Source organism: Streptomyces sp. NPDC046876 (genome assembly GCF_040645035.1).
GTDB lineage: Bacteria > Actinomycetota > Actinomycetes > Streptomycetales > Streptomycetaceae > Streptomyces.
This window is the reverse complement of sequence record NZ_JBEYXK010000006.1, coordinates 66,255-87,417: the sequence shown is the minus strand read 5'-3', so window position 1 is coordinate 87,417 and position 21,163 is coordinate 66,255. Positions and strand designations below refer to the sequence as shown.

The following is a 21,163-nucleotide window of genomic DNA, read 5'->3' as shown; positions in this document are numbered from 1 at the left end:
TGGGCGCCGGTACGCTTCCTGTATGAGTGCTGAACCGCGTCCCGAGAAGTCCGCCACCCGGGTCAGGCCGGCGGGCCGGTTCCGCCGGATGATAGAGCGGCTGTCCACCTCCCAGGAGGAGCTGCATTCGGCGGAGCTGCAGGAGGACGCAGAAGCCGCGGGGTGCACGCGGATCTGCGACTCCCACGACCGGGAGATAGTCAAGGTCACCGGAACCCTGCGTACCGTCACGCTCCGGCCGCGGGCCGGCGTGCCGGCCCTGGAGGCGGAGCTCTTCGACGGGTCCGCCGCGCTGGACGTGGTCTGGCTCGGACGTCGCTCGATCGTGGGAATCGAGCCCGGCCGGCGCATGATCGCCTCCGGGCGCATCGCCATGAGCCACGGCCGCCGGGTCCTCTTCAACCCGAAGTACGAACTCCGACCGCTCGGACAGGAGCACTGACCGGTGACGTCACTCGACAAACCGTCCACCCCCGGGTCCGCGCCGGGCGCGGACCCGGCCGGCGACGACCAGCAGGCGGTGACCCGGGCGGCGCTCTTCGACGCCTTCGGCGGCATCCGCGGCACCGTGGAGACGATGCTCCCCGGGCTGCTCTTCGTGATGATCTACACGGTCAACAAGGACGTGAAGATGTCCGCGATCGCGGCGGGCGCCGTCGCGGTGCTGCTGGTGATCGTGCGGCTGCTGCGCAAGGACACCGTCAAGCACGCCTTCAGCGGGGTCTTCGGCGTCGGCGTGGGCGTGGCCTTCGCCCTGTTCACCGGCACCGCCAAGGGGTTCTACCTGCCCGGCATGATCTACGGCGCCGGGCTCGGCGTCGCGTTCACGCTGTCCGCGCTGGTCGGCTTCCCGCTGCTGGGCGTGGTGCTGGGGCCGGTCTTCAAGGAGAACCTGTCCTGGCGGACCCGCAACCCCGGGCGCAAGAAGGCGTACACCAAGGCCAGCCTGGCGTGGGGCCTGATCTTCCTCGCCAAGTACGCGATCCTCTTCCCGCTGTACTGGTGGGGCGACGCGACGCAGCTGGGCTGGGTGCTCATCGCGCTGAAGCTGCCGCCGATGGTGCTGGCCGTGTACTTTACCTGGGTGTTCCTGGCGAAGGCGCCGCCGCCGATCGACGTGATGGCCGAGTACGAGGCCGAGGAGGCCGCACAGAAGGCGGCCAAGGCCGCGGCCGCCCGGGAGCGGGGGGTCTGAACCACGACGGGAGGGGCGGGGCAGCACCGGCTGCCCCGCCCCTCCCGTTCGCCCTGCTTCTGCTGTGCCGTGCTTCTGCTCCCGCAGCCGTCAGTGGCGGGCCTGGAGGAGGTCCTCCAGCTGCTCCTCCCGGGCCTGCGCGGCCACGAACAGCAGCTCGTCGCCCGGCTCCAGGGTCTCCTCCGCGTGCGGGGTGAGGACCCGGTTGCCCCGGATGATCGTGACCAGCGAGGTGTCCTCGGGCCAGGTGATCTCGCTGATCTGGGTCCCGGCGACGGAGGAGTCGGCCGGCAGGGTCAGCTCGACGAGGTTCGCGTCGCCGTGGCTGAAGCGCAGCAGGCGCACCAGGTCGCCGACGCTGACGGCCTCCTCGACGAGGGCGGACATCAGGCGCGGCGTGGAGACCGCGACGTCGACGCCCCAGGACTCGTTGAAGAGCCACTCGTTCTTCGGGTTGTTCACGCGCGCCACGACGCGCGGGACCCCGTACTCGGTCTTGGCCAGCAGGGACACGACCAGGTTGACCTTGTCGTCGCCCGTCGCGGCGATGACCACGTTGCAGCGCTGCAGCGCCGCCTCGTCCAGCGAGGTGATCTCGCAGGCGTCGGCCAGCAGCCACTCGGCCTGCGGCACCCGCTCCACCGAGATGGCGGTCGGCGCCTTGTCCACGAGGAGCACCTCGTGCCCGTTCTCCAGGAGCTCGCCCGCGATGGAGCGGCCCACCGCGCCGGCTCCGGCGATCGCGACCCTCATGCGTGTGCCTCCTCGGGGCCCTCGGCGAACGCCGCCTCGACCTTGTCGATCTCGTCCGTGCGCATCATCACGTGGACGAGGTCGCCCTCCTGCAGGACCGTCTGCGACGTCGGCAGCATGGCCTCGCCCAGGCGGGTGAGGAACGCCACGCGGACGCCCGTCTCCTCCTGGAGCCTGCTGACCTTGTGGCCGATCCACGCCGCGGAGGTGTGCACCTCGGCGAGCTGCACGCCGCCGCTCGGGTCGCGCCACAGCGGCTCGGCGCCCGAGGGCAGCAGCCGGCGCAGCATCTGGTCGGCGGTCCAGCGCACGGTCGCCACGGTGGGGATGCCGAGGCGCTGGTAGACCTCGGCGCGCTTGGGGTCGTAGATGCGGGCGGCGACGTTCTCGATGCCGAACATCTCGCGCGCCACGCGGGCGGCGATGATGTTGGAATTGTCACCACTGCTGACCGCCGCGAAGGCGCCCGCGTCCTCGATTCCGGCCTCGCGCAGCGTGTCCTGGTCGAAGCCGACGCCCGTGACGCGGCGGCCGCCGAATCCGGCTCCCAGCCGGCGGAATGCTGTGGGGTCCTGGTCGATGACCGCGACCGTATGCCCCTGCTGTTCCAAGGTCTGCGCGAGGGCGGAGCCCACCCTTCCGCAGCCCATAATGACGATGTGCACGGCCGTCCTTCCGGCTGTCAGCGCTCGCTGGTTCCCAGCCTCATTGCATCTCTGGCTTAACAGGGTCTCAGACCATGGCCCAAGCTACACACGGGTGGTCACCGATGTGACCTCTTGCGGCGCAGTGGGCGACCCAATGCCGCGGAATACGGGCGGGGGGTTCGTCAGCCGGATTTCGAACGCTTACGATCCTTCCCGTGTCCAAACTGACCGACGTGCCCAAACGGATCCTGATCGGCCGGGCGCTGCGCAGCGACCGCCTCGGGGAAACCCTCCTCCCCAAGCGGATCGCCCTTCCCGTCTTCGCATCCGACCCGCTCTCCTCCGTGGCATATGCCCCCGGCGAAGTCCTGCTGGTCCTGTCGATCGCGGGTGTGTCGGCGTACCGCTTCAGCCCCTGGATCGCCGTCGCGGTCGTCGTGCTGATGTTCACCGTGGTCGCCTCCTACCGCCAGAACGTGCACGCGTACCCCAGCGGCGGCGGCGACTACGAGGTCGCCAACACCAACCTCGGACCCAAGGCCGGCCTGACGGTCGCGAGCGCCCTGCTCGTCGACTACGTCCTGACCGTCGCCGTGTCGATCTCCTCCGGAGTGGAGAATCTCGGCTCCGCCGTTGATTTCGTCATCGAGCACAAGGTGCTCTCGGCGATGATCATGATTCTGCTGCTCACGCTGATGAATCTGCGCGGCGTGAAGGAATCCGGGAAACTCTTCGCGATCCCGACCTACGTGTTCGTCGGCGCGGTCTTCGTGATGATCGCCTGGGGTGCCTGGCGCGGTCTCGTCGCGGGCGACACCATGCAGGCCCCGACCGCCCACCTGGAGATCAAGGCCGAGCACCAGGGGCTGGCCGGCTTCGCGCTGGTCTTCCTGCTGCTGCGGGCCTTCTCCTCCGGCTGTGCCGCCCTCACCGGCGTCGAGGCCATCAGCAACGGCGTGCCCGCCTTCCGCAAGCCCAAGAGCAAGAACGCCGCCACCACGCTGCTGCTGATGGGCGGCCTGGCGGTCACCATGTTCTGCGGCATCATCGGCCTGGCCCTGGCCACCGACGTGCGGATGGCCGAGAACCCGGCCGAGAACCTGCTCGCCAACGGGGTCCCGGTCGGCCCCGAATTCGTCCAGAACCCGGTGATCTCCCAGGTCGCCGAGGCCGTGTTCGGCTCCGGCAGCTTCCTGTTCATCGTGCTCGCGACCGCCACCGCGCTCGTGCTGTTCCTGGCCGCGAACACCGCGTACAACGGCTTCCCGCTGCTCGGCTCGATCCTGGCGCAGGACCGGTACCTGCCGCGCCAGCTGCACACCCGCGGTGACCGGCTCGCCTTCTCCAACGGCATCGTGCTGCTCGCCGGCGCCGCCATGCTGCTCGTGTGGATCTACGACGCCGACTCGACCAGGCTGATCCAGCTCTACATCGTCGGCGTCTTCGTCTCCTTCACGCTGAGCCAGATCGGCATGGTCCGGCACTGGAACCGCCACCTGAAGACCGAGACCGACCAGTCCGCCCGCCGCCGGATGTTCCGCTCCCGGGCGATCAACACCTTCGGCGCGATCTTCACCGGGCTCGTCCTGGTCGTCGTCCTGGCCACGAAGTTCACGCACGGCGCGTGGGTCGCCCTGCTCGGCATGCTGATCTTCTACGGCACCATGACCGCGATCCGGAAGCACTACGACCGCGTCGCCGAGGAGATCGCCGCCGCCGAGGGCCCCAGCGACGACAGCGTCCGCCCCTCCCGCGTCCACTCCATCGTCCTCGTCTCCAAGGTGCACAAGCCCACCCTGCGCGCCCTGGCCTTCGCCAAGCTGACCCGCTCCGACACCCTCGAGGCGCTCAGCATCAGCGTCGACCCGGCCGAGACCAAGGCCCTGCGGGACGAGTGGGAGCGGCGCCGGATCAACGTGCCGCTCAAGATCCTGGACTCCCCGTACCGCGAGATCACCCGCCCGGTGGTCGAGTACGTCAAGGGCCTGCGCACCGAGAACCCGCGCGACGCCGTCAGCGTGTACATCCCGGAGTACGTCGTCGGCCGCTGGTACGAGCACCTGCTGCACAACCAGAGCGCCCTGCGCCTCAAGGGCCGCCTGCTGTTCACCCCCGGTGTGATGGTCACGTCCGTCCCCTACCAGCTGGAGTCCTCGGAGCTCGCCAAGCGGCGGGCGAAGAAGCGGCAGGAGTGGAACGCCCCGGGCGCCGTCCGCCGCGGACCGGTGGACACGCCCCGCCCGAAGGACCGCGCGGCGAAGTAGCCGCAGCAGCGATGGTGAACGGCCGGACGGAACCCACGTAGACTGATGGGTCGACCGTCCGGCCTTTGCCTTGGACCCTGAACCCTGACCTTGGAGCACTCCCCACCATGACCCTCCCCGAGCAGAACGAGAAGCAGTCCTTGGTCGGGGAGGAGTACGAGGTCGAGGTCGGCCCCGTCGCGCACGGCGGCCACTGCATCGCCCGGACCGCCGACGGCCGGGTCCTGTTCGTCCGCCACGCCCTGCCCGGCGAGAAGGTCGTCGCCAAGGTCACCGAGGGCGAGACGGACTCCCGCTTCCTGCGCGCCGACGCGATCACCGTCCTGACGGCCTCCAAGGACCGCGTCGAGGCCCCCTGCCCGTACTCCGGCCCCGGCAAGTGCGGCGGCTGCGACTGGCAGCACGCCAAGCCGGGCGCCCAGCGCCGGCTCAAGGGCGAGGTCGTCGCCGAGCAGCTGAAGCGGCTCGCCGGCCTCACCCCGGAGGAGGCCGGCTGGGACGGCACCGTCGCCCCCGCCGAGGGCGACAAGCTGCCCGCCGGCCAGGTCCCGCAGTGGCGCACCCGCGTCCAGTACGCGGTCGACGCCGAGGGCCACCCGGGCCTGCGCAAGCACCGCTCGCACGACATCGAGCGGATCGACCACTGCATGATCGCCGCGCCGGGCGTTTCGGAACTCGGCATCGAGAAGCGCGAGTGGCCGCAGATGGCGACGGTCGAGGCCATCGCCGCGACCGGCTCCCAGGACCGCCAGGTCGTCCTCACCCCCCGCCCCGGCGGCCGCCTCCCGCTCGTCGAGCTCGACAAGCCGGTCTCGGTCCTGCGCGTCGAGGAGAAGGACGGAGGCGTACACCGCGTCCACGGCCGCCCCTTCGTCCGCGAGCGCGCCGACGGCCGTACGTACCGCGTCGGCATGGGCGGCTTCTGGCAGGTCCACCCCCAGGCCGCCGACACCCTGATCAAGGCCGTCATGCAGGGCCTGATGCCGCGCAAGGGCGAGATGGCCCTCGACCTCTACTGCGGCGTCGGCATCTTCGCGGGAGCCCTGGCCGAGCGCCTGGGCGAAACGGGAGCCGTCCTCGGCATCGAGTCGACCAAGCGCGCGGTGGAGGACGCCCGCCACAACCTCGCCGACTTCCCCCGCGTCCGCATCGAACAGGGCAAGGTCGAGTCCGTCCTCCCCCGCACCGGCATCACCGAGTGCGACCTGGTCGTCCTGGACCCCCCGCGCGCCGGCGCCGGCAAGCAGACGGTCCGCCACGTCGCCGGCCTCTCGGCCCGCCGCATCGCCTACGTCGCGTGCGACCCGGCAGCCCTGGCCCGAGACCTGGCCTACTTCGCCGAAGCCGGCTACAAGCCCCGCACCCTCCGCGTCTTCGACCTCTTCCCGATGACCCACCACGTGGAGTGCGTCGCGATCCTGGAGCCCCTCGCGAAGGCCGCCTGACCTGCAGGTTTACCAGTGTGCATTATGGTCACTGTGGGCGTTACAGGCGATATCTTGACGCTGAAATGACGCTCGTGACGCCCATTTGACGCTCGTTCTGATGGGGTGCCACTTGGCTGATGGTGCAGGTCGTGCTGGGTGAGAGGCGCGACTCGCGAGGGCTGGCTTTGCTAAAGATTGAAGGAAAATCAGCCGCTTTCCTGCCTGCCGTACTTCGGCGAGGCCGGACGTTGGCGGAGCCGGCGCTCAAGAGGTCGGTCCGTAGGGGCTCCAGTGCCCGAGGAAGCGCCTTGGTGTATTGACCCGCAGGGTTGTTCACGCGGCTGATGGGTGAGTGTCCGCCCAGTGCGGTGTGGCAGCAGTGGTGGTTGTAGGTGTGGAGGCAGTCTGTCAGGGCCGCGGTCCGTTCGTCGTTGGAGGTGTAGGGCCGGAGGTAGGCCCACTCGTCCAGGAGCGGGCGGTTGAAACGTTCGACCTTGCCGTTGGTCTGTGGCCGGTAGGCGCGGGTCAGCTTGCCGGCGGCGCCGAGGTCGGCCAGGGCGGCTTTCCAGGCCGGCCCCTTGTGGTAGGCCCAAGCGTTGTCGGTCAGGACCCGTTCGATGCGGGTGATGCCTTGGGCGTGGAAGAACGCGGCCGCGCGGGCCAGGAAGGCCGCGCAGATCGCGACCTTCTCGTCGGGGTGGATCTCGCTGTAGGCCAGGCGGGAGTGGTCGTCGACGGCGGAGTGGACGTAGTCGAAGCCCACGCCGCAGCGGGTGGCCCGGCCGGCCTGGCGGCCCAGCACTTTGTGGCCGCCGCCGTCGGGGATCCGGCCGAGTTTCTTCACATCGACATGGATCAGCTCGCCGGGACGCTCGCGTTCGACGGTATGCCGACCACAGCCACGTCGATGCCCTGCGCGCGCAGGGCACGGGTCGCCTGCAGTAGCGAGACCTGAGCGAACGTGAACAGGTTCTTCGTGGTCAGGGCCTTGCCGCTCTTGAGCGAGATGGCGTAGACGACCTTCTTCGGGGTGAACTCCTCGCCGAGAGTGTGCCCCGGATGGCGTTCCCGCACGCGCCGGACGAACTCGGCGCGCGCCTCCGCGTCGAAGCGCAGGGCGTCGGCGGAAACCCTGCCCTGGGCGAAGAGGTGGCTCAGCGGCGCCGAGGAGTCGGCCCTTTTTACGTGGATCAGGGTTCCGTCCTCGGCGAGCAGGTCTGCGGCCTCGAAACCGTGCGGATGGAGGACGGTCCTGATCAGCCGACGATCCATACAGACGTAACCGTGCTTCGCCGCCTCCAGGTTGTACTCCTCCTCCGTCGCGAGGCCGGTCGTCCAGGCCGGCAGGGGACAGCCGGCCGGTGCGGTGAGCAGGGCGTCGACCTCGCTGCGGATGCCCTCCAGGTACCGGTCCCCGATCTCGAACCAGCGCCCCTCGTGGTGGAAGTAGCGGCTGGCGTCGAGCGGGATCTCGGCCGTGATCCACCTCTGGGCCTTCACCTGGGCACTTACCGGATCGGCGCCCTCCTCGTCCCGGAACATCTGTATGTAGCCCGCGGACAGGGCATCCAGGCGCCTGCCGGGCGGGATACCGCCGAGCAGCTCCAGAACGTCGTCGATCACCGGAGAAGGCATGAGGCGGCGGACGCCGCCGACCTTCACCCGGTAGGAGAGCGCGGCGTCCTCCTGGTCCAGGCAGGACGCGGGGATGGCCAGAGCCAGCGATCCGGTATCCGCCGAGGCGCCCAGCAGATCGTCGAGACGTCTCTCCAGGGTGTTGCGTCGCGGATCTCCGCTCTTGAGCGGCCGGACGCGGGCGATGGCCTCGAACTCCGGTGCAGGAGATCGGCGGGCGAGGATCGCCCGGACCTGCGTAAGGTCGTGGGCCAGGTCCTCCGGCTGCGCACCGAGATGGATCTTCAGGGCGTCCGTGCCGGCCACCTGCGCCGTGCGGCGGCTGTGCTTCCCGATCGTGAGCTCGGTCGAGTTCAGGGCGCCGACCAGCCGGCTCACCACCTCTCCGTACTCCTCGATCGAGAACGAGCGGATGTGCTGACCTTGGGCCGCAGAGCTCCGGTCCGTACGGCCCCTGGCGTCCATCAGGCTGTGCGTGACCTGGCGGATGGCGTCGGGCTGCGCGGCGCGCAGGACGAAGTCGATGCCGAAGCCGGGGGAGATCCTGCTCTGGTCGAGCAGCAGGTGCCCCATGCCGAAAGTGAGGGCGAAGACGTCGCCGGCGACGGGGAGGAGCAGGACGCCCGCCGACGTGCGGTTCTCCACAGGTGGCTTCCGTCCGGTGAGGGCATGCACGGCGGAGGTCCAGTCGGGCGGTCGGTGCTGCCCGATCACTCCGTGGCAGAGGAGCGCGGGGGCGTCCCCGACGGTCACGTCCTCGACGACGAAGGAGTGATCGCGCTCATACCTGGCGTTGAGTGCTGCGCGCAGGTCGGCGGGAGACGGGCCCGTGTCCCGGAGCTGGTAGAGAGTGCTGCGCCGGGTCTTGTGTGCTGTGGCAGGGCTGAGGGCGACGGTCGGGCGGAGCGGCATGAGGACTCCCGAGTCGGTGTGTCGACGCGCTGGTTTTAACTATTCTCAGTAGACGATCAACTGAAAGCGCTGTCAAACATGAATTTGCGCTCGGAGGGTGATGTAGGGTGTGAACTGCCCGCCCAGAAGAGAGGTCCCGCCCGGTCATGCCCGAGACAACAGCCCACGTGACAGCCGCGGAGATCTCCCGCATCGCCGGCGTCACCCGGGCCACCGTCAGCAACTGGCGCCGACGGCACGCCGACTTCCCCCATCCGTCCGGCGGCACCGACACGAGTCCGCTGTACGACCTCGGAGCGGTCCAGGCGTGGCTCGGATCGCGCGGTCACACGCAGGTCGCCGACCCCCGGGAGGAGCTGCGCACCGCGGTCCGCTTCCAGGCCTCCGACCCGGACAGGACGACCGGCCGCATCGGCTTCGTCCTCACCCTCGCCCGCCGCTCCCCGGACGAGACGGCGGCGCTCGCCGACCTCACGGACGCCGAGCTCGTCGCCCGCGCCGCCGAAGAGGTGGCCGGGCTCCTGGCATCGCTCCCCGGGCCGGTGCCCGCGAGTCCCACATTCTCCGCATCCGACGGCCCCACACTCCGTGCCATCCTTCGCTGCGTCCGTGAGGAGGGCGGCTCGGCCGCGCTCGCGGTGCTCGCGGAAAGGGAACTGGAGGACAGCGCCGCGACCGGCGTCTACGGAACCCCCGAACCTTTGACGCGGCTGGTCACGGAGCTGCTCCCGGCCAGGGTCGCGCGGGTGCTGGACCCTGCCTGCGGCAGCGGTGCGCTGCTGGCGGCCGCCGCCGAACGCGGCGCCACCACCCTCCTCGGTCAGGACTCCGTACCCGTACAGGCCCAGCGCACCGCGGTCGGGCTGAGCCTCGCCGCGCCGCGGGCGGAGGTCACCGTGCGCATCGGGGACAGCCTGCGCGCGGACGCCTTCGACGGGCTGACGGCGGACGCGGTGGTGTGCAATCCGCCGTACGGAGATCGCGACTGGGGCCACGACGAGCTCGCCTACGACCCGCGCTGGGCGTACGGCGTGCCCGGCCGGTCCGAATCCGAGCTCGCCTGGGTGCAGCACTGCCTGGCCCACCTCGCGCCGGGCGGCCGGGCCGTGCTGATCCTGCCGCCCGCCACCGCCTCCCGCCCCTCCGGACGCAGGGTGCGGGCGGAGCTGGTGCGCGGCGGCGCCGTGCGGGCCGTAGTGGCTCTCCCGGCCGGGGCCGCACCGCCCCTGCACGTGGGCTTGCAGCTGTGGGTACTGCAACGGCCTGAACCGGGAGGCCCGGAGCGGAAGTCGGTGCTGTTCGTCGACGTGGCAGGGTCGCCCGGGTCGGGCGCCGGGGAACAGGCGGCGGGCTCGCCGCGTACGGGTTCTTCCCGTGCCCCGATCGACTGGGCGGGCCTGACGGCGCAGGCGCTCGCCCACTGGGATGCCTTCACCGCCGACCCGGACGGCTTCGCGGCCGAGCCTGGCACCGCACGTGCGGTGCCGGTCGTCGATCTCCTCGACGACCTCGTCGATCTGACCCCGGCCCGCCAGGTCCGCATCTCCCGCACCGATGTCGACCCCGCCGAACTGTCCACGCGTACGGAAACCGGCCGCCGCGAACTGACCGCAGCCGCCCGCTCCCTCCTCGACGCTGCGGACATCACCGGCTGGACCGCACCCGGCGGTGCGGCCCGGGAATGGCGTACGGCCACCGCCTCCGACCTCGCCCGGGGCGGGGCGCTGGCCCTGCTCCGTACCGTGCCCGACACCAAAGGTCCGGAGCCGGAAGGGGCGGCCCCGCCGTCGGCGGCGCCGGTCCTCACTGGAGCCGACATCGCGCGCGGGACGGGCCCGACCGGCGACCCGGCGGAGCTCCGCTCCGCGGCTCCCGCACCTGTGATCGCCGCCGGCGACGTCCTCGTACGGGCGATCGCGGGCGGCACCGGGCCGATGGCCCGAGTCGCGGACGAGACGGACGCGGGCGCGCTCCTTGGCCCCCAGGTCCATATTCTGCGCCCGGACCCGACCCGCCTGGACTCCTGGTTCCTGGCCGGCTTCATCAGCTCGGAGGAGAACATCGCGGGGGCCTCCACCGGCAGTACCGTCCTGCACGTGGCTCCGGGCCGGCTACGGGTCCCGCTGCTGCCGCTCGACGAGCAGCGCCGCTACGGCGAGGCATTCCGGCACGTCCACGGACTGCGCGCGCGGGCACGGCAGGCCGCGCGCCTCGCGGAGGAGACGGCGGCCCTGCTGACGGACGGCCTCACGGGCGGCGCGCTCCTCCCGGCCCCGGCCCTGGCTGGGGCCTCGGCCGATACCGAACCGGCCTGAACCACATGTGAACTTCTCGACCATCCACCACACTTGTCCGCACCCGCTTCCCTTGGGCGGGACGGTCCGGAAGGAAACCGGGGAACCCCTTGAACAGCAGTAAGCACACGGAACTGGCGAACCACGCCTGGTCCGTCGCCGACCTCCTGCGCGGCGACTACAAGCAGTCCGACTACGGCAAGGTCATCCTGCCGTTCACGGTGCTGCGCCGGCTGGAGTGCGTCCTGGAGCCGACCCGGGAGAAGGTCGCGGAGACCGCAGCCCAGTACGAGGGCCAGGAGATCGATCCGGACCACTGGCTGCGCAAGGCCTCGGGCCACTCTTTCTACAACAGGAGCGGCCTGACCCTGAAGAAAATCGCCGGCGACCCGAAGAGCGCGGCGAAGAACCTGCAGAAGTACGTGGGTGCCTTCTCGGACAACGCCCGGGAGGTCCTCGACAAGTACGAGTTCACCCAGCAGATCAAGCGGCTCGACGATGCCGACCTGCTCTACCAGGTCATCGGCAAGTTCACCGACCTGGATCTGCACCCCGAGGTCGTGTCCAACCACAACATGGGCTACATCTTCGAGGAGCTGATCCGCCGCTTCGCGGAGCAGTCCAACGAGACGGCGGGTGAGCACTTCACCCCCCGCGAGGTCATCAAGCTGATGGTCAACCTCCTGATCGCGCCCGACGGGGACGCCCTGACGGTGCCGGGCGCGGTCCGCACGGTCATGGACCCGGCCTGCGGCACCGGCGGCATGCTGTCGGCCGCCGAGGACCACATCAAGGCCCTGAATCCGGACGCGACGGTCGAGGTCTACGGCCAGGAGCTCAACCCCGAATCCTGGGCCATCTGCCGGTCCGACCTGATGATCAAGGGCCAGGACCCGGAGCACATCGCGTTCGGCAACTCCTTCAGCGACCCTGCCCACCGGAGGGAGAGGTTCGACTACCTCCTGGCCAATCCGCCGTTCGGCGTGGAGTGGAAGAAGGTCAAGGACGAGGTCGAGTACGAGCACAAGCACATGGGTGAGGCCGGCCGCTTTGCCGCGGGCCTGCCGCGCATCAACGACGGTTCGCTGCTCTTCCTCCAGCACATGATCTCGATGATGAAGCCGGTGGACGTCAAGGGCGGTGGCGGCTCTCGCATCGCCATCGTATTCAACGGCTCGCCGCTCTTCACCGGCGCGGCCGGCTCGGGCGAGTCCGAGATCCGCCGCTGGATCCTGGAGAACGACTGGCTGGAGGCGATCGTCGCTCTCCCGGACCAGCTCTTCTACAACACCGGCATCTCCACGTACTTCTGGATCCTCACCAACCGGAAGGCCCCTGACCACAAGGGCAAGGTCGTCCTGCTCGACGCGCGCGACCAGTTCCAGAAGATGCGCAAGTCGCTGGGCGACAAGCGCAAGGAACTGGGCAAGCAGCACATCGCGGACGTGACGCGTTTGTACGCGGAGGCCATCCAGGCTGCGGCAGACCCGAACCACGAGCTCCATGCCAAGGTCAAGGTCTTCGACAACGAGGCCTTCGGCTACCAGCGCATCACGGTCGAACGCCCGCTGAAGCTCCGCTTCGAGGTCACGGAGGAGACGCTTGCGGCCTTGGCGACCGCCAAGCCGGTCCACCGGCTCCCGCAGCCGGAGCGGTTCGTGGAGGCGTTCCGGCCGCTGCTCGGCTCCTCGTGGACGACGAAGTCGGACGCGTTCCTGACGCTGAAGGACGCGGTGGTGGCCGCTGGGCTGCTGTGGCCCGGGGGCGCGCCCTTCGCGAAGTCGATGCGAGAAGCCGTGGGGGTCCGCGACCCCGAAGGCGAGGTCCAGAAGATCAAGGGTGAGCCGGAACCGGACACGGAGCTGCGCGACTACGAGAACGTCCCGCTGGGCGAGGACGTTGAGGAGTACCTGAAGCGCGAGGTCCACCCGCACGTCCCGGACGCGTGGATCGACCACACGAAGACGAAGATCGGCTACGAGATTCCGTTCACGCGGCACTTCTACGTGTACGAACCGCCGAGGCCGCTGGCGGAGATCGACGCGGAGTTGAAGGCGCTGGAGGCGGAGATTCAGGAGCTCTTGGGTGAGGTGACGGAATGAGCTCAGTGCTTGGCATCTCGTTGCCAGATGAATGGTCCACCGCCCCGCTCAAACACATCACCACTTATCTGAACCGCGGTTCGGCCCCGACGTATGTGGATGACGGGGCGGTGCGGGTCATCAGCCAAGCTGCGAACCAGGCCACCGGCCTCGACTGGACGCGAACCCGCTTTCATGAGTTCAGCGGTGACCCGAAGAAACTCAAAGGATTTCTGCGGGCTGACGACGTTCTTGTCAACTCGACGGGGACCGGCACGCTCGGTCGAGTCGGCTACTTTACGCAGGCGCCCGACGGACTCCCTTGCATGGCTGACGGGCACGTCACTGTTGCGCGAGCGAAGTCGGGCGAATTGGATTCCCGCTTTATGTACTACTGGCTGGGCTCGCGTCCCTTCCAGGAGTTTGTGTATGCGGCGCTCGTGGTTGGGGCAACCAACCAAATCGAGCTCAACCGGGATCGCTTGGGTGACGCGCCTGTGCCACTGCCTCCCCTGGAGGAACAGCGTCGCATCGCCGACTTGCTCGACGCCGAGACCGCCCGCATCGACCAGCTGCTACGACTTCGGAAGCGTCAGATTGTACTGACTGAGGAGCGTAGCGGGTCGGCACTTGATGCAGCCTTCAACGGCAGTTCACATGTGCCCACTCGGCTCAAGTATTTGCTCGCTGTAAAGTCCCGATACGGAGTGCTGGTACCGCAATTTGTCGATGAAGGGGTGCGGTTCGTTCGGGTCAATGATTTGCTAGACCTGCCCGGCCGTGCGGCCTCGCTGGTGAAGATCCCCGCAGAACTCTCCGCGCAATATGCCCGCACCGTGACGAAGGCCGGTGACGTCTTGCTCAGCGTGGTTGGGACCATGGGGCGCTCTGCCGTGGTGCCGGAGGAACTTGCGGGAGCCAATGTCGCCAGGGCCGTCGCATCGTTGCGCCCTAGGAGTGACGTGCCTTCATGGCTTATCGCGACCTGGCTGACTACGCCGGCTTTCCTGCGTCAGGCCAACGACGTAACCGGTTCAGATACGGCGCAGCCCACCTTGGGAATGGAAGACTTGGGTAACTTTCAGCTGAGCTGGCCGACCGATAAACGAGGGCTGGAGGCCCTAGGGCAGGCGGTGAGTCGGATCGAGCAGCAAAGGAATGCGCTTACTCAACTGCTGCGCCGTCAGACTGTTCTCCTCGCCGAACGCCGCCAAGCCCTCATCATCGCTGCCGTAACCGGCCAGTTCGACGTCTCCACCGCCAGCGGACGCAACGTCACGAAGGGAATCACCGTATGAGCCCCGGCCACGTTCACCACGAGTCCGCGTTCGGCGAAGCCATAGTTGCCGCCATGACCAAGCGCGGTTGGCGCGAGGTCAGCCCCGCCGGCTATCAGGCGGACCTCGGGCTGGACACGGAGGAACTCTTCGAGTTCCTCCGCAGGACCCAGGCCGAGGAGTGGCACGAGCTGCGCACCGTCTATGGCGACGCCGCCGAAGCCGAGCGTGGCTTCGCGCGCCGCCTTGATCAGGCTATCGCCAATGACGGTCTGCTCCACGTCCTGCGCAACGGCGTGAAGGACCGTGGCGTCCGGCTCCGCGTCGCCTACTTCAAGCCAAACCTGGTCGCCGACGACTCCGTCCTGGACGGCTACCGCGCCAACCGTCTCACCGTCGTGCGCGAGCTGGTGTACGCCACCAAGCAGCTCGACTGGGGCCACAAGCTCGACCTGACCCTGTTCCTCAACGGCATCCCCGTCGCCACCGCCGAGCTCAAGAACCCGCTCACCGGCCAGGGCGTCGAGCACGCCAAGGAGCAGTACCGGACCGACCGCGACCCCACCGAGCTGGTTTTCACCCGCCGGGTCATCGCGAACTTTGCCGTGGACCCTGACCTGGTCTTCGTCGCGACCGCACTCAAGGGCAAGAACACCCGCTTCCTGCCCTTCAACACCGGCTCCGAGGGCCCGGGCCGCCCGGGCGGCGCCGGCAACCCCGCCCCCACGGCCTTCGGCCAGTACGCGACCTCCTACCTCTGGGAGCAGGTCTGGGAGCGGGACAACTGGCTGGACCTCCTCCAGCGGTTCGTCCACCAGCAGAAGTCTAAGACTCCCGGCGGCACCACCACCCGCACCACGATCTTCCCGCGCTACCACCAATGGGACGTGGTCAAGAAGCTGACCGCCCACGCCGCCACGCACGGTGCCGGCCAGAACTACCTGATCATGGCCTCGGCCGGCTCCGGCAAGTCCAACACCATCGGTTGGCTCGTCCACCGCCTCTCCGACCTGCACGCGGACAACGACCCCCGCACGCTGAATACCGAGGCCCTGTCCGCAGGCTTCATCAAGCCCGGGGCGCCCGTCTTCGACAAGGTCATCGTCATCACCGATCGCCGGAACCTGGACGCCCAGCTCCGCGAGACGGTCGGCAGCTTCTCCCAGACCGACGGCCTGGTCGTCAAGATCGACGAGAAGCACGGCGCCAAGAGCGAGCAGCTCGCCCGCGCCCTCTCCCGCGACACCGGCAAGATCGTCACCGTCACCCTGCACTCGTTCCCCGCGCTCCTGGACTACCTCCAGCGCAACCCGACCGAGATCAAGGGCACCACCTTCGCGATCGTCATCGACGAGGCCCACTCCTCCCAGTCCGGCGACGCGGCGACCTCCGTCCGGGCCGCCCTCCGCGAACTCGGCCTCGACTCCGACTCCGGGGATGCCGGCGCGACCAGCGTCACCGTCACCGACAAGCTCAAGAAGAAGGCGCTCGAACGGTCCCGCGCCGCCAATCTCTCCTACTTCGCCTTCACCGCCACCCCCAAGTCCAAGACCCTGGAACTCTTCGGCACCCCGGACCAGGTGAACGGCAAAGCCGCCTACCGTCCCTTCCACACCTACTCCATGCGCCAGGCCATCGAGGAAGGGTTCATCCTCGACCCGCTGCGCAACTACGTCACGTACAACACGTACTGGAAGCTGGTGAACCAGAACCACGACGAGCGCGAGGTCGACCCCGCCAAGGCGAACTCGCTCCTCGCCCGGTACGTACTCACCCACGACTCGACCGTCTCCCAGCACGCCCAGGTGATCGTCGAGCACTTCGTCGCCCACACCCGGAGCCGGCTCGGCGGGCGCGCCAAGTCCATGGTCGTGACCGCCTCCCGGCATTCCGCCGTGCAGATGGCCCGCGCCATCAAGAGCTACATCAAGGACCGCGACTACCACACCAGGTACCCGGACCTGGGTGTCCTGGTCGCCTTCTCCGGCTCCCTCACCATCGACGGCGAGGAGACCACCGAGCCGAAGGAGAACGGCGGCCTTTCCGAGACCGCCCTGCCCAAGGCCTTCGCCTACACGCGCGCCGACGACAAGGCGGTCAAGGCAGGAGCGAAGGGGCAGCAGGAGTACCGGATCCTGGTCGTCGCCGAGAAGTACCAGACCGGCTTCGACCAGCCCCTGTTGACGACCATGTACGTCAACAAGACACTGACCGGCATCGCGGCCGTCCAGACCCTCTCCCGTCTGAACCGCACTGCCGAACGCAAGGCGCAGGCCGACCTCGCCGTCCTGGACTTCACCAACGAGGCCGAGGACATCAAGGACGCGTTCCGCCCGTACTTCGAGGAGGCGAACACCCTCCCCTCGGACCCCAACCTGCTCTACACCGCCCAGAGCCGGGTCATGTCCGCGCCGATCATCTCCGAAGCGGAGATGGACAAGTTCGCCGCCGCCTACTTCGAGGCGAAGGAGAAGGCCGCCGGCTCACAGGCCAAGTGGGAGAAGCTGCACGCCGAGCTCTACCGCCGCCTCTCCCCGGCCGTCACGCGCTACGAGGCCCTGCGCGACAACGACGAGGACGAGGACGAGGTCAAGACGGCCGAGGACTTCCGCGCCGACCTCATCGACTACGTACGCAAGTACGGCTTCCTCGCCCAGATCGTGCCCTACCACGACCCCGACCTGGAGCGCCTCCACCTCTACGGGCGCTACCTCCTCACGCGGCTGCGCGGGCGCACGGACGGCGGCGTGGACATCGGCGATGTGGACCTCAGCCACCTGCGCGTGCAGAAGACCGGCGAGCACGACGTGTCGCTCACCCCGGAAGGGCCCGCGACGATGCCGGGCTTCGGTGAAGGGCCGGGCGGCGCCAAGGAGGCCGAGAAGTCGCTTCTGTCGGAGCTGATCGAGAAGTTCAACGCCAAGTTCGGCACGGACTTCACCGACAAGGACATCATCCGGCCCTTCGAGGAGGCGAGCGCCGACGCCAAGGTCCGGGCTGCAGCCGTCGCCAACGACGAGGACAACTTCGGCAAGGTTTTCGACAAGGTCTTCGCGGACAAGATGGCCGACCACATCGAGTCCATGGCCGGTCTTGGACGCCAGTACTTCGGCGCAGACCGGAACTTCAAGTCCAGCCTCGACCGCAGCGCCCGCCGCGCCGCGTGGCGGATGATCCGCCGCGAAGAGGGCGTGGACGACGCCGCGTGACGCACCCGCCCGGGCCCGCGTACACCGTGGCGGTGTACGCGGGCCTCGTGCCGCGATCGGCTACGCCTGTGGGCCAGCCGCGAGTTCCACGAACCCGGTCCATGCGGCGGGGCCGAGGACCAGCACGGGGCCGGTGAGTCGCTTGGAGTCCCGGATGTAGATGTTGCCTGGGGTGGTGGCCACTTCGACGCACTCCCCGCCGCCGCCGCCGCTGTGGCTGCTCTTGAACCATGCCGATTCCGGCACCGTGGGTGCGGTGCGATGCACGCTCATCTCTCTCCCAGCAGTTTCTCGACGAAGGCCATCGACTCGCTCGGCGTCAGGGCCTGTGAGCGCAGGATGCCATAGCGGGCTTCCAACTCACGGACCTTGCTCGTTCCGGTGTAAAGGCGACTGTCGTCCTGGACCTCGGTGTAGGCGATGCGCTGGCCGTTCGCGGCATCGATCAGATTGAACGGCCCACCCAGCCCGGCGTGGTCCTCGCGATCGGTGGGCATGACCTGGATTTCGACGTTCCGCTCCTGGCCCGCGAGAAGGATCTGCTCCAGCTGGCCGCGCAGCACCTCCCGGCCGCCGATCGGCTTACGAAGCACGACTTCTTCGATGATGAAGCTCAGCAGCGGAGCAGGGCGCCGACCGAAGATCTGCTGGCGTGCGAGGCGCGATTCAAGGCGTTGCTCAATGATGGCGTCGTCGAGCAGGGGCCGTTGCATCTGGAAGACCGCCCGCGCGTAGTCCTCCGTTTGAAGCAGGCCAGGGACCGCGTGCGCGGCGTACACGCACAAGGCCAGAGCCGACGCCTCCAACCGCGCCGCGACCCGGAAGAACGCCGGGTACTGCGCCCGCGCCATCTCCTCCTTCAGTGCCTTCAGCACGCCACCCGCGTCCAGTACGTCGTCCGCCTGGTCGATGAGCCTCGGCGGCGGGATGCGTCGCCCCTGCTCGAACGAGGCGATGGACTGCGCCGCGTACCCCACCAGCTTCCCGAACTCCGCCCGTTCGAGCCCGGCCCGGGTGCGGAACAGCTTCAGCTGATGCCCGAACGCCGTGACCAGGCCCTGCCCCGTCTCGTCCTCCGGCCGCTGCCCCACCGGCTCCGCCACCCCGAGCGGCTCCGCCGACCCCGGTCCGGCCCCCGCGTCATCGTCCCGCACCGCTGCCACCCTTCCGCGCACGTACACCGCACCGGACGCCCGCGTACAAACGGAACGCGACGGCGCGTCACCCATGGTCACGCTACGCCACCGCGGCCCACCGTGGAGCCATGACGAGCAACCCCGCCAGCACCGCCACCCCCACCCAACCCGCCGTGCCCGCACACCACCTCGAGATGCGGCACACCTCCACGCCCCGCGGCGCCCGCCTCGCCCGCGCACTGTCCGCGGAGCGGCTGCATGCCTGGGGAATCCCGTACGGCACCGAGGCGCACGACGCGATCGTCCTTCTCGTGGCCGAGCTCAGCGCGAACGCCGTCCGCCACGGCCGGGTGCCGGGCCGGGACTTCCACATGAGGCTGGTCGTTCCCGCACAACCCATCGGCGCCGTACGGATCGAGGTGACCGACACCCGTGGCGAGAGGAAGCCCGAGCCCGCGCAGCGCCTCCCCGGGGCGGACCGCACCGAGGGGCGCGGCCTGCTCCTCGTCGCCGCCCTCGCCGACCGCTGGGGCTGGGGCCCGCGCCCGTGCGGGTCGCCCGGCAAGGTCGTGTGGGCCGAGTACGACAGGCGAAATCCCGGCGCACAGTCGGTTCTCGGCCAGATCTGACACAGCCTTCCCGTCTCCCTGGACGAAGATCGCCGCCCCCCACCACACTGGTCCTGACATGTCGGGCCGGCCGACACCACCTCGGTACGCACGTCGGCGACAGGAACACGACGGGGCGGGGGCACGGTGCCGCAGCAGGTGATCGCCGGACGTTACGAACTCCTGGAGGAGCTCAGCCACGGCGGCATGGGTGATGTCTGGCGCGGCTACGACGCCGTGCTGGACCGTCCGGTCGCCGTGAAGCTCATCCGGCCCCAGGCCGTCACCTCGCCGCAGATGGCGGACGAGCTGGCCAAGCGGTTCCGGCGCGAGGCCCGGATCACGGCCCGCATCCAGCACCCCGGCGTCCCGCAGGTCTACGACGCCGTCCTCGACGACACCCACGAGCACCTGTTCCTTGTCATGGAGCTGGTCGAGGGCGTTCCGCTGTCCGCCTACGTGGACCCGGCCCGGCCGCTGCCGGTGAGCTGGGCCGTGGCCGTGTCCGCGCAGGTGGCCACTGTGCTCTCGCACGCCCACGAGGTCCCGGTGATCCACCGGGACCTCAAGCCGGGCAACGTCCTCGTCGCCCGAGACGGGACCGTGAAGGTCCTGGACTTCGGCATCGCGGCCATCCTGCGCACCGACGCGACCAAACTGACCGCGACCGGAAGCCCGATCGGGACGTCCCAGTACATGGCACCCGAGCAGGTCCGCGGCGGACGCGTCACCCCGCGCACGGACCTCTACGCGCTCGGATGCGTCCTGCACGAACTGCTCTGCGGACGTGCACTGTTCCAGGCGGACAGTGAGTTCGCCCTTATGTACCAGCACGTCAGCGCTGCCCCCACCCCGCTCCGGCAGCTGCGCCCCGAGGTCCCGTCCGCCCTGGAAGACCTCGTCCTGCACCTGCTCCGCAAGGCCCCGGAGGCGAGGCCCGCCGACGTGCAGGAGGTGTACGAGCGGCTGCGGCCCTTCCTCCCACAGGCGGGCCAGGAACCGGCGCCCGACGAGAGCGGCCCGGCTGGAGCGCCGGACCCGACCGGGCTGTTCCGCCACCCGTACGCGCCCCGCTCCCGCCCCCGGCCGGTTGCTGCCCAGGCGCCTTCCGGGGGGCCGGCACCCGCGCCCGTCCCGGTACCGGACGGACTCAGGGCGGATATCAAGGAGGCGTACGCGCACTCCGACGCCCTCCTGGAAGAGGAACGGTTCGCGCAGGCCGCGGAGGTGCTGAGCGAGGTCATCGGACCGGCCGCCCGCGCCCTCGGCACCGACAACCGGCAGGTGCTCGATCTGCGTACCCAGCGGGCGGCGATCCGGCTGCTTGGCGGGGACTACCGGGCCGCCCTGCCCGAGTTCAATGCGCTCGCCGACGCCTATGGGCGCATCGCGGGACCCACGAGCGAACGGGCCCGCGCCTGCCGTGCCCAGGCGGCCCGCTGCCGCGCCGAACTCGGTCAGGTGACGGAGGCGCTCACCGCACTGGAATCAGTGCTGGCCGTCGTCCGGTCCGTGGACAGCGATGCCAGTGAGGAAGCCCTCGAACTGCGCCGTGACATCGGCATGCTGCTGCTCGCCCAGGGCCGCGCAGGCGACGCCCTGATCGTCCTCGAACCGCTGCACGGCGACCTGAACGTCGTCTACGGGCCCGCGGACGAGCTGACAGCGGAGATCGCCGAGGCGCTGGCGCTCATACGGCTGGACCTCGACGGCCGGGCGACCTGA

General features: G+C 69.3%; 15 protein-coding genes and 1 pseudogene. 10 read left to right on the top strand and 6 right to left on the bottom strand.

Annotated features, from left to right (window positions below; genetic code table 11):
- Nucleotides 1-22: 22 nt before the first annotated feature.
- Nucleotides 23-442: an OB-fold nucleic acid binding domain-containing protein gene (locus tag ABZ924_RS05970; protein WP_361904728.1), complete on the top strand. Its 420-nt coding sequence runs from the start codon at nucleotides 23-25 to the stop codon at nucleotides 440-442.
- A gap of 3 nt (nucleotides 443-445) precedes the next feature.
- The gene (locus ABZ924_RS05965; protein WP_361904725.1) at nucleotides 446-1,195 is read left to right on the top strand and encodes a DUF3159 domain-containing protein; all 750 of its coding nucleotides are present in this window, start codon (nucleotides 446-448) and stop codon (nucleotides 1,193-1,195) included.
- Nucleotides 1,196-1,285: 90 nt separating this feature from the next.
- Here ABZ924_RS05965 and ABZ924_RS05960 read toward each other — a convergent pair whose 3' ends face one another.
- Both ABZ924_RS05960 and ABZ924_RS05955 read right to left on the bottom strand, forming a co-directional pair.
- Nucleotides 1,286-1,948 (bottom strand): TrkA family potassium uptake protein, encoded by a 663-nt coding sequence (locus ABZ924_RS05960; RefSeq protein WP_053691455.1) that lies wholly within the window; start codon nucleotides 1,946-1,948, stop codon nucleotides 1,286-1,288.
- The gene (locus tag ABZ924_RS05955; RefSeq protein WP_361904722.1) at nucleotides 1,945-2,613 is read right to left on the bottom strand and encodes a TrkA family potassium uptake protein; all 669 of its coding nucleotides are present in this window, start codon (nucleotides 2,611-2,613) and stop codon (nucleotides 1,945-1,947) included. Before ABZ924_RS05955 ends, ABZ924_RS05960 begins: the two co-directional genes overlap by 4 nt.
- A gap of 197 nt (nucleotides 2,614-2,810) precedes the next feature.
- Between ABZ924_RS05955 and ABZ924_RS05950 the strand changes: the two genes are divergently transcribed.
- Complete coding sequence (locus tag ABZ924_RS05950) at nucleotides 2,811-4,859, top strand: APC family permease (protein ID WP_361904720.1); 2,049 nt, start codon at nucleotides 2,811-2,813, stop codon at nucleotides 4,857-4,859.
- 107 nt (nucleotides 4,860-4,966) lie between these two features.
- Nucleotides 4,967-6,304: a TRAM domain-containing protein gene (locus ABZ924_RS05945; protein WP_361904717.1), complete on the top strand. Its 1,338-nt coding sequence runs from the start codon at nucleotides 4,967-4,969 to the stop codon at nucleotides 6,302-6,304.
- A gap of 310 nt (nucleotides 6,305-6,614) precedes the next feature.
- Here the strand turns inward: ABZ924_RS05945 and ABZ924_RS05940 are convergent.
- Together ABZ924_RS05940 and ABZ924_RS05935 are read right to left on the bottom strand one after the other, a co-directional pair.
- Nucleotides 6,615-7,166, bottom strand: a pseudogene (locus ABZ924_RS05940) (DDE-type integrase/transposase/recombinase); the annotation flags it as partial.
- Nucleotides 7,142-8,833, bottom strand: a complete 1,692-nt coding sequence (locus ABZ924_RS05935) for a DUF6119 family protein (protein ID WP_361904714.1) — start codon at nucleotides 8,831-8,833, stop codon at nucleotides 7,142-7,144. The pseudogene ABZ924_RS05940 and the gene ABZ924_RS05935, both read right to left, overlap by 25 nt.
- Nucleotides 8,834-8,979: 146 nt before the next feature.
- Between ABZ924_RS05935 and ABZ924_RS05930 the strand changes: the two genes are divergently transcribed.
- From ABZ924_RS05930 to ABZ924_RS05915, 4 genes are all read left to right on the top strand, one after another.
- Nucleotides 8,980-11,148 carry an N-6 DNA methylase gene (locus ABZ924_RS05930; RefSeq protein ID WP_361904710.1) on the top strand — a complete coding sequence of 723 codons (2,169 nt, stop codon included), beginning with the start codon at nucleotides 8,980-8,982 and terminating at the stop codon, nucleotides 11,146-11,148.
- Between the two features lie 89 nt (nucleotides 11,149-11,237).
- Nucleotides 11,238-13,229, top strand: coding sequence for a class I SAM-dependent DNA methyltransferase (locus tag ABZ924_RS05925; protein ID WP_361904707.1), 1,992 nt, complete (start codon nucleotides 11,238-11,240; stop codon nucleotides 13,227-13,229).
- Complete coding sequence (locus ABZ924_RS05920) at nucleotides 13,226-14,506, top strand: restriction endonuclease subunit S (RefSeq protein ID WP_361904704.1); 1,281 nt, start codon at nucleotides 13,226-13,228, stop codon at nucleotides 14,504-14,506. The genes ABZ924_RS05925 and ABZ924_RS05920 overlap by 4 nt, the downstream gene beginning before the upstream one ends.
- Nucleotides 14,503-17,694: a DEAD/DEAH box helicase family protein gene (locus ABZ924_RS05915; RefSeq protein ID WP_361904701.1), complete on the top strand. Its 3,192-nt coding sequence runs from the start codon at nucleotides 14,503-14,505 to the stop codon at nucleotides 17,692-17,694. The genes ABZ924_RS05920 and ABZ924_RS05915 overlap by 4 nt, the downstream gene beginning before the upstream one ends.
- Nucleotides 17,695-17,754: 60 nt before the next feature.
- On the opposite strand, the gene ABZ924_RS05910 is transcribed toward ABZ924_RS05915, so the two are convergent.
- Nucleotides 17,755-17,967 (bottom strand): DUF397 domain-containing protein, encoded by a 213-nt coding sequence (locus ABZ924_RS05910; RefSeq protein WP_361904698.1) that lies wholly within the window; start codon nucleotides 17,965-17,967, stop codon nucleotides 17,755-17,757.
- Nucleotides 17,964-18,797 carry a helix-turn-helix transcriptional regulator gene (locus ABZ924_RS05905; protein ID WP_361904924.1) on the bottom strand — a complete coding sequence of 278 codons (834 nt, stop codon included), beginning with the start codon at nucleotides 18,795-18,797 and terminating at the stop codon, nucleotides 17,964-17,966. Before ABZ924_RS05905 ends, ABZ924_RS05910 begins: the two co-directional genes overlap by 4 nt.
- 161 nt (nucleotides 18,798-18,958) lie before the next feature.
- Here ABZ924_RS05905 and ABZ924_RS05900 point away from each other — a divergent pair, with 161 nt between their 5' ends.
- Together ABZ924_RS05900 and ABZ924_RS05895 are read left to right on the top strand one after the other, a co-directional pair.
- Nucleotides 18,959-19,459, top strand: coding sequence for an ATP-binding protein (locus tag ABZ924_RS05900; RefSeq protein ID WP_361904695.1), 501 nt, complete (start codon nucleotides 18,959-18,961; stop codon nucleotides 19,457-19,459).
- Nucleotides 19,460-19,585: 126 nt separating this feature from the next.
- On the top strand, nucleotides 19,586-21,163 hold the full coding sequence (locus tag ABZ924_RS05895) for a serine/threonine-protein kinase (RefSeq protein WP_361904692.1): 1,578 nt from the start codon (nucleotides 19,586-19,588) through the stop codon (nucleotides 21,161-21,163).

Bases quoted from the DNA above. Each gene is read 5' to 3' on its own strand.
- ABZ924_RS05970 (WP_361904728.1), top strand. From the start codon at position 23: ATGAGTGCTGAACCGCGTCCCGAGAAGTCCGCCACCCGGGTCAGGCCG.
- ABZ924_RS05960 (WP_053691455.1), bottom strand. From the start codon at position 1,948: ATGAGGGTCGCGATCGCCGGAGCCGGCGCGGTGGGCCGCTCCATCGCG.
- ABZ924_RS05945 (WP_361904717.1), top strand. From the start codon at position 4,967: ATGACCCTCCCCGAGCAGAACGAGAAGCAGTCCTTGGTCGGGGAGGAG.
- ABZ924_RS05935 (WP_361904714.1), bottom strand. From the start codon at position 8,833: ATGCCGCTCCGCCCGACCGTCGCCCTCAGCCCTGCCACAGCACACAAG.
- ABZ924_RS05930 (WP_361904710.1), top strand. From the start codon at position 8,980: ATGCCCGAGACAACAGCCCACGTGACAGCCGCGGAGATCTCCCGCATC.
- ABZ924_RS05920 (WP_361904704.1), top strand. From the start codon at position 13,226: ATGAGCTCAGTGCTTGGCATCTCGTTGCCAGATGAATGGTCCACCGCC.
- ABZ924_RS05915 (WP_361904701.1), top strand. From the start codon at position 14,503: ATGAGCCCCGGCCACGTTCACCACGAGTCCGCGTTCGGCGAAGCCATA.
- ABZ924_RS05910 (WP_361904698.1), bottom strand. From the start codon at position 17,967: ATGAGCGTGCATCGCACCGCACCCACGGTGCCGGAATCGGCATGGTTC.
- ABZ924_RS05900 (WP_361904695.1), top strand. From the start codon at position 18,959: ATGACGAGCAACCCCGCCAGCACCGCCACCCCCACCCAACCCGCCGTG.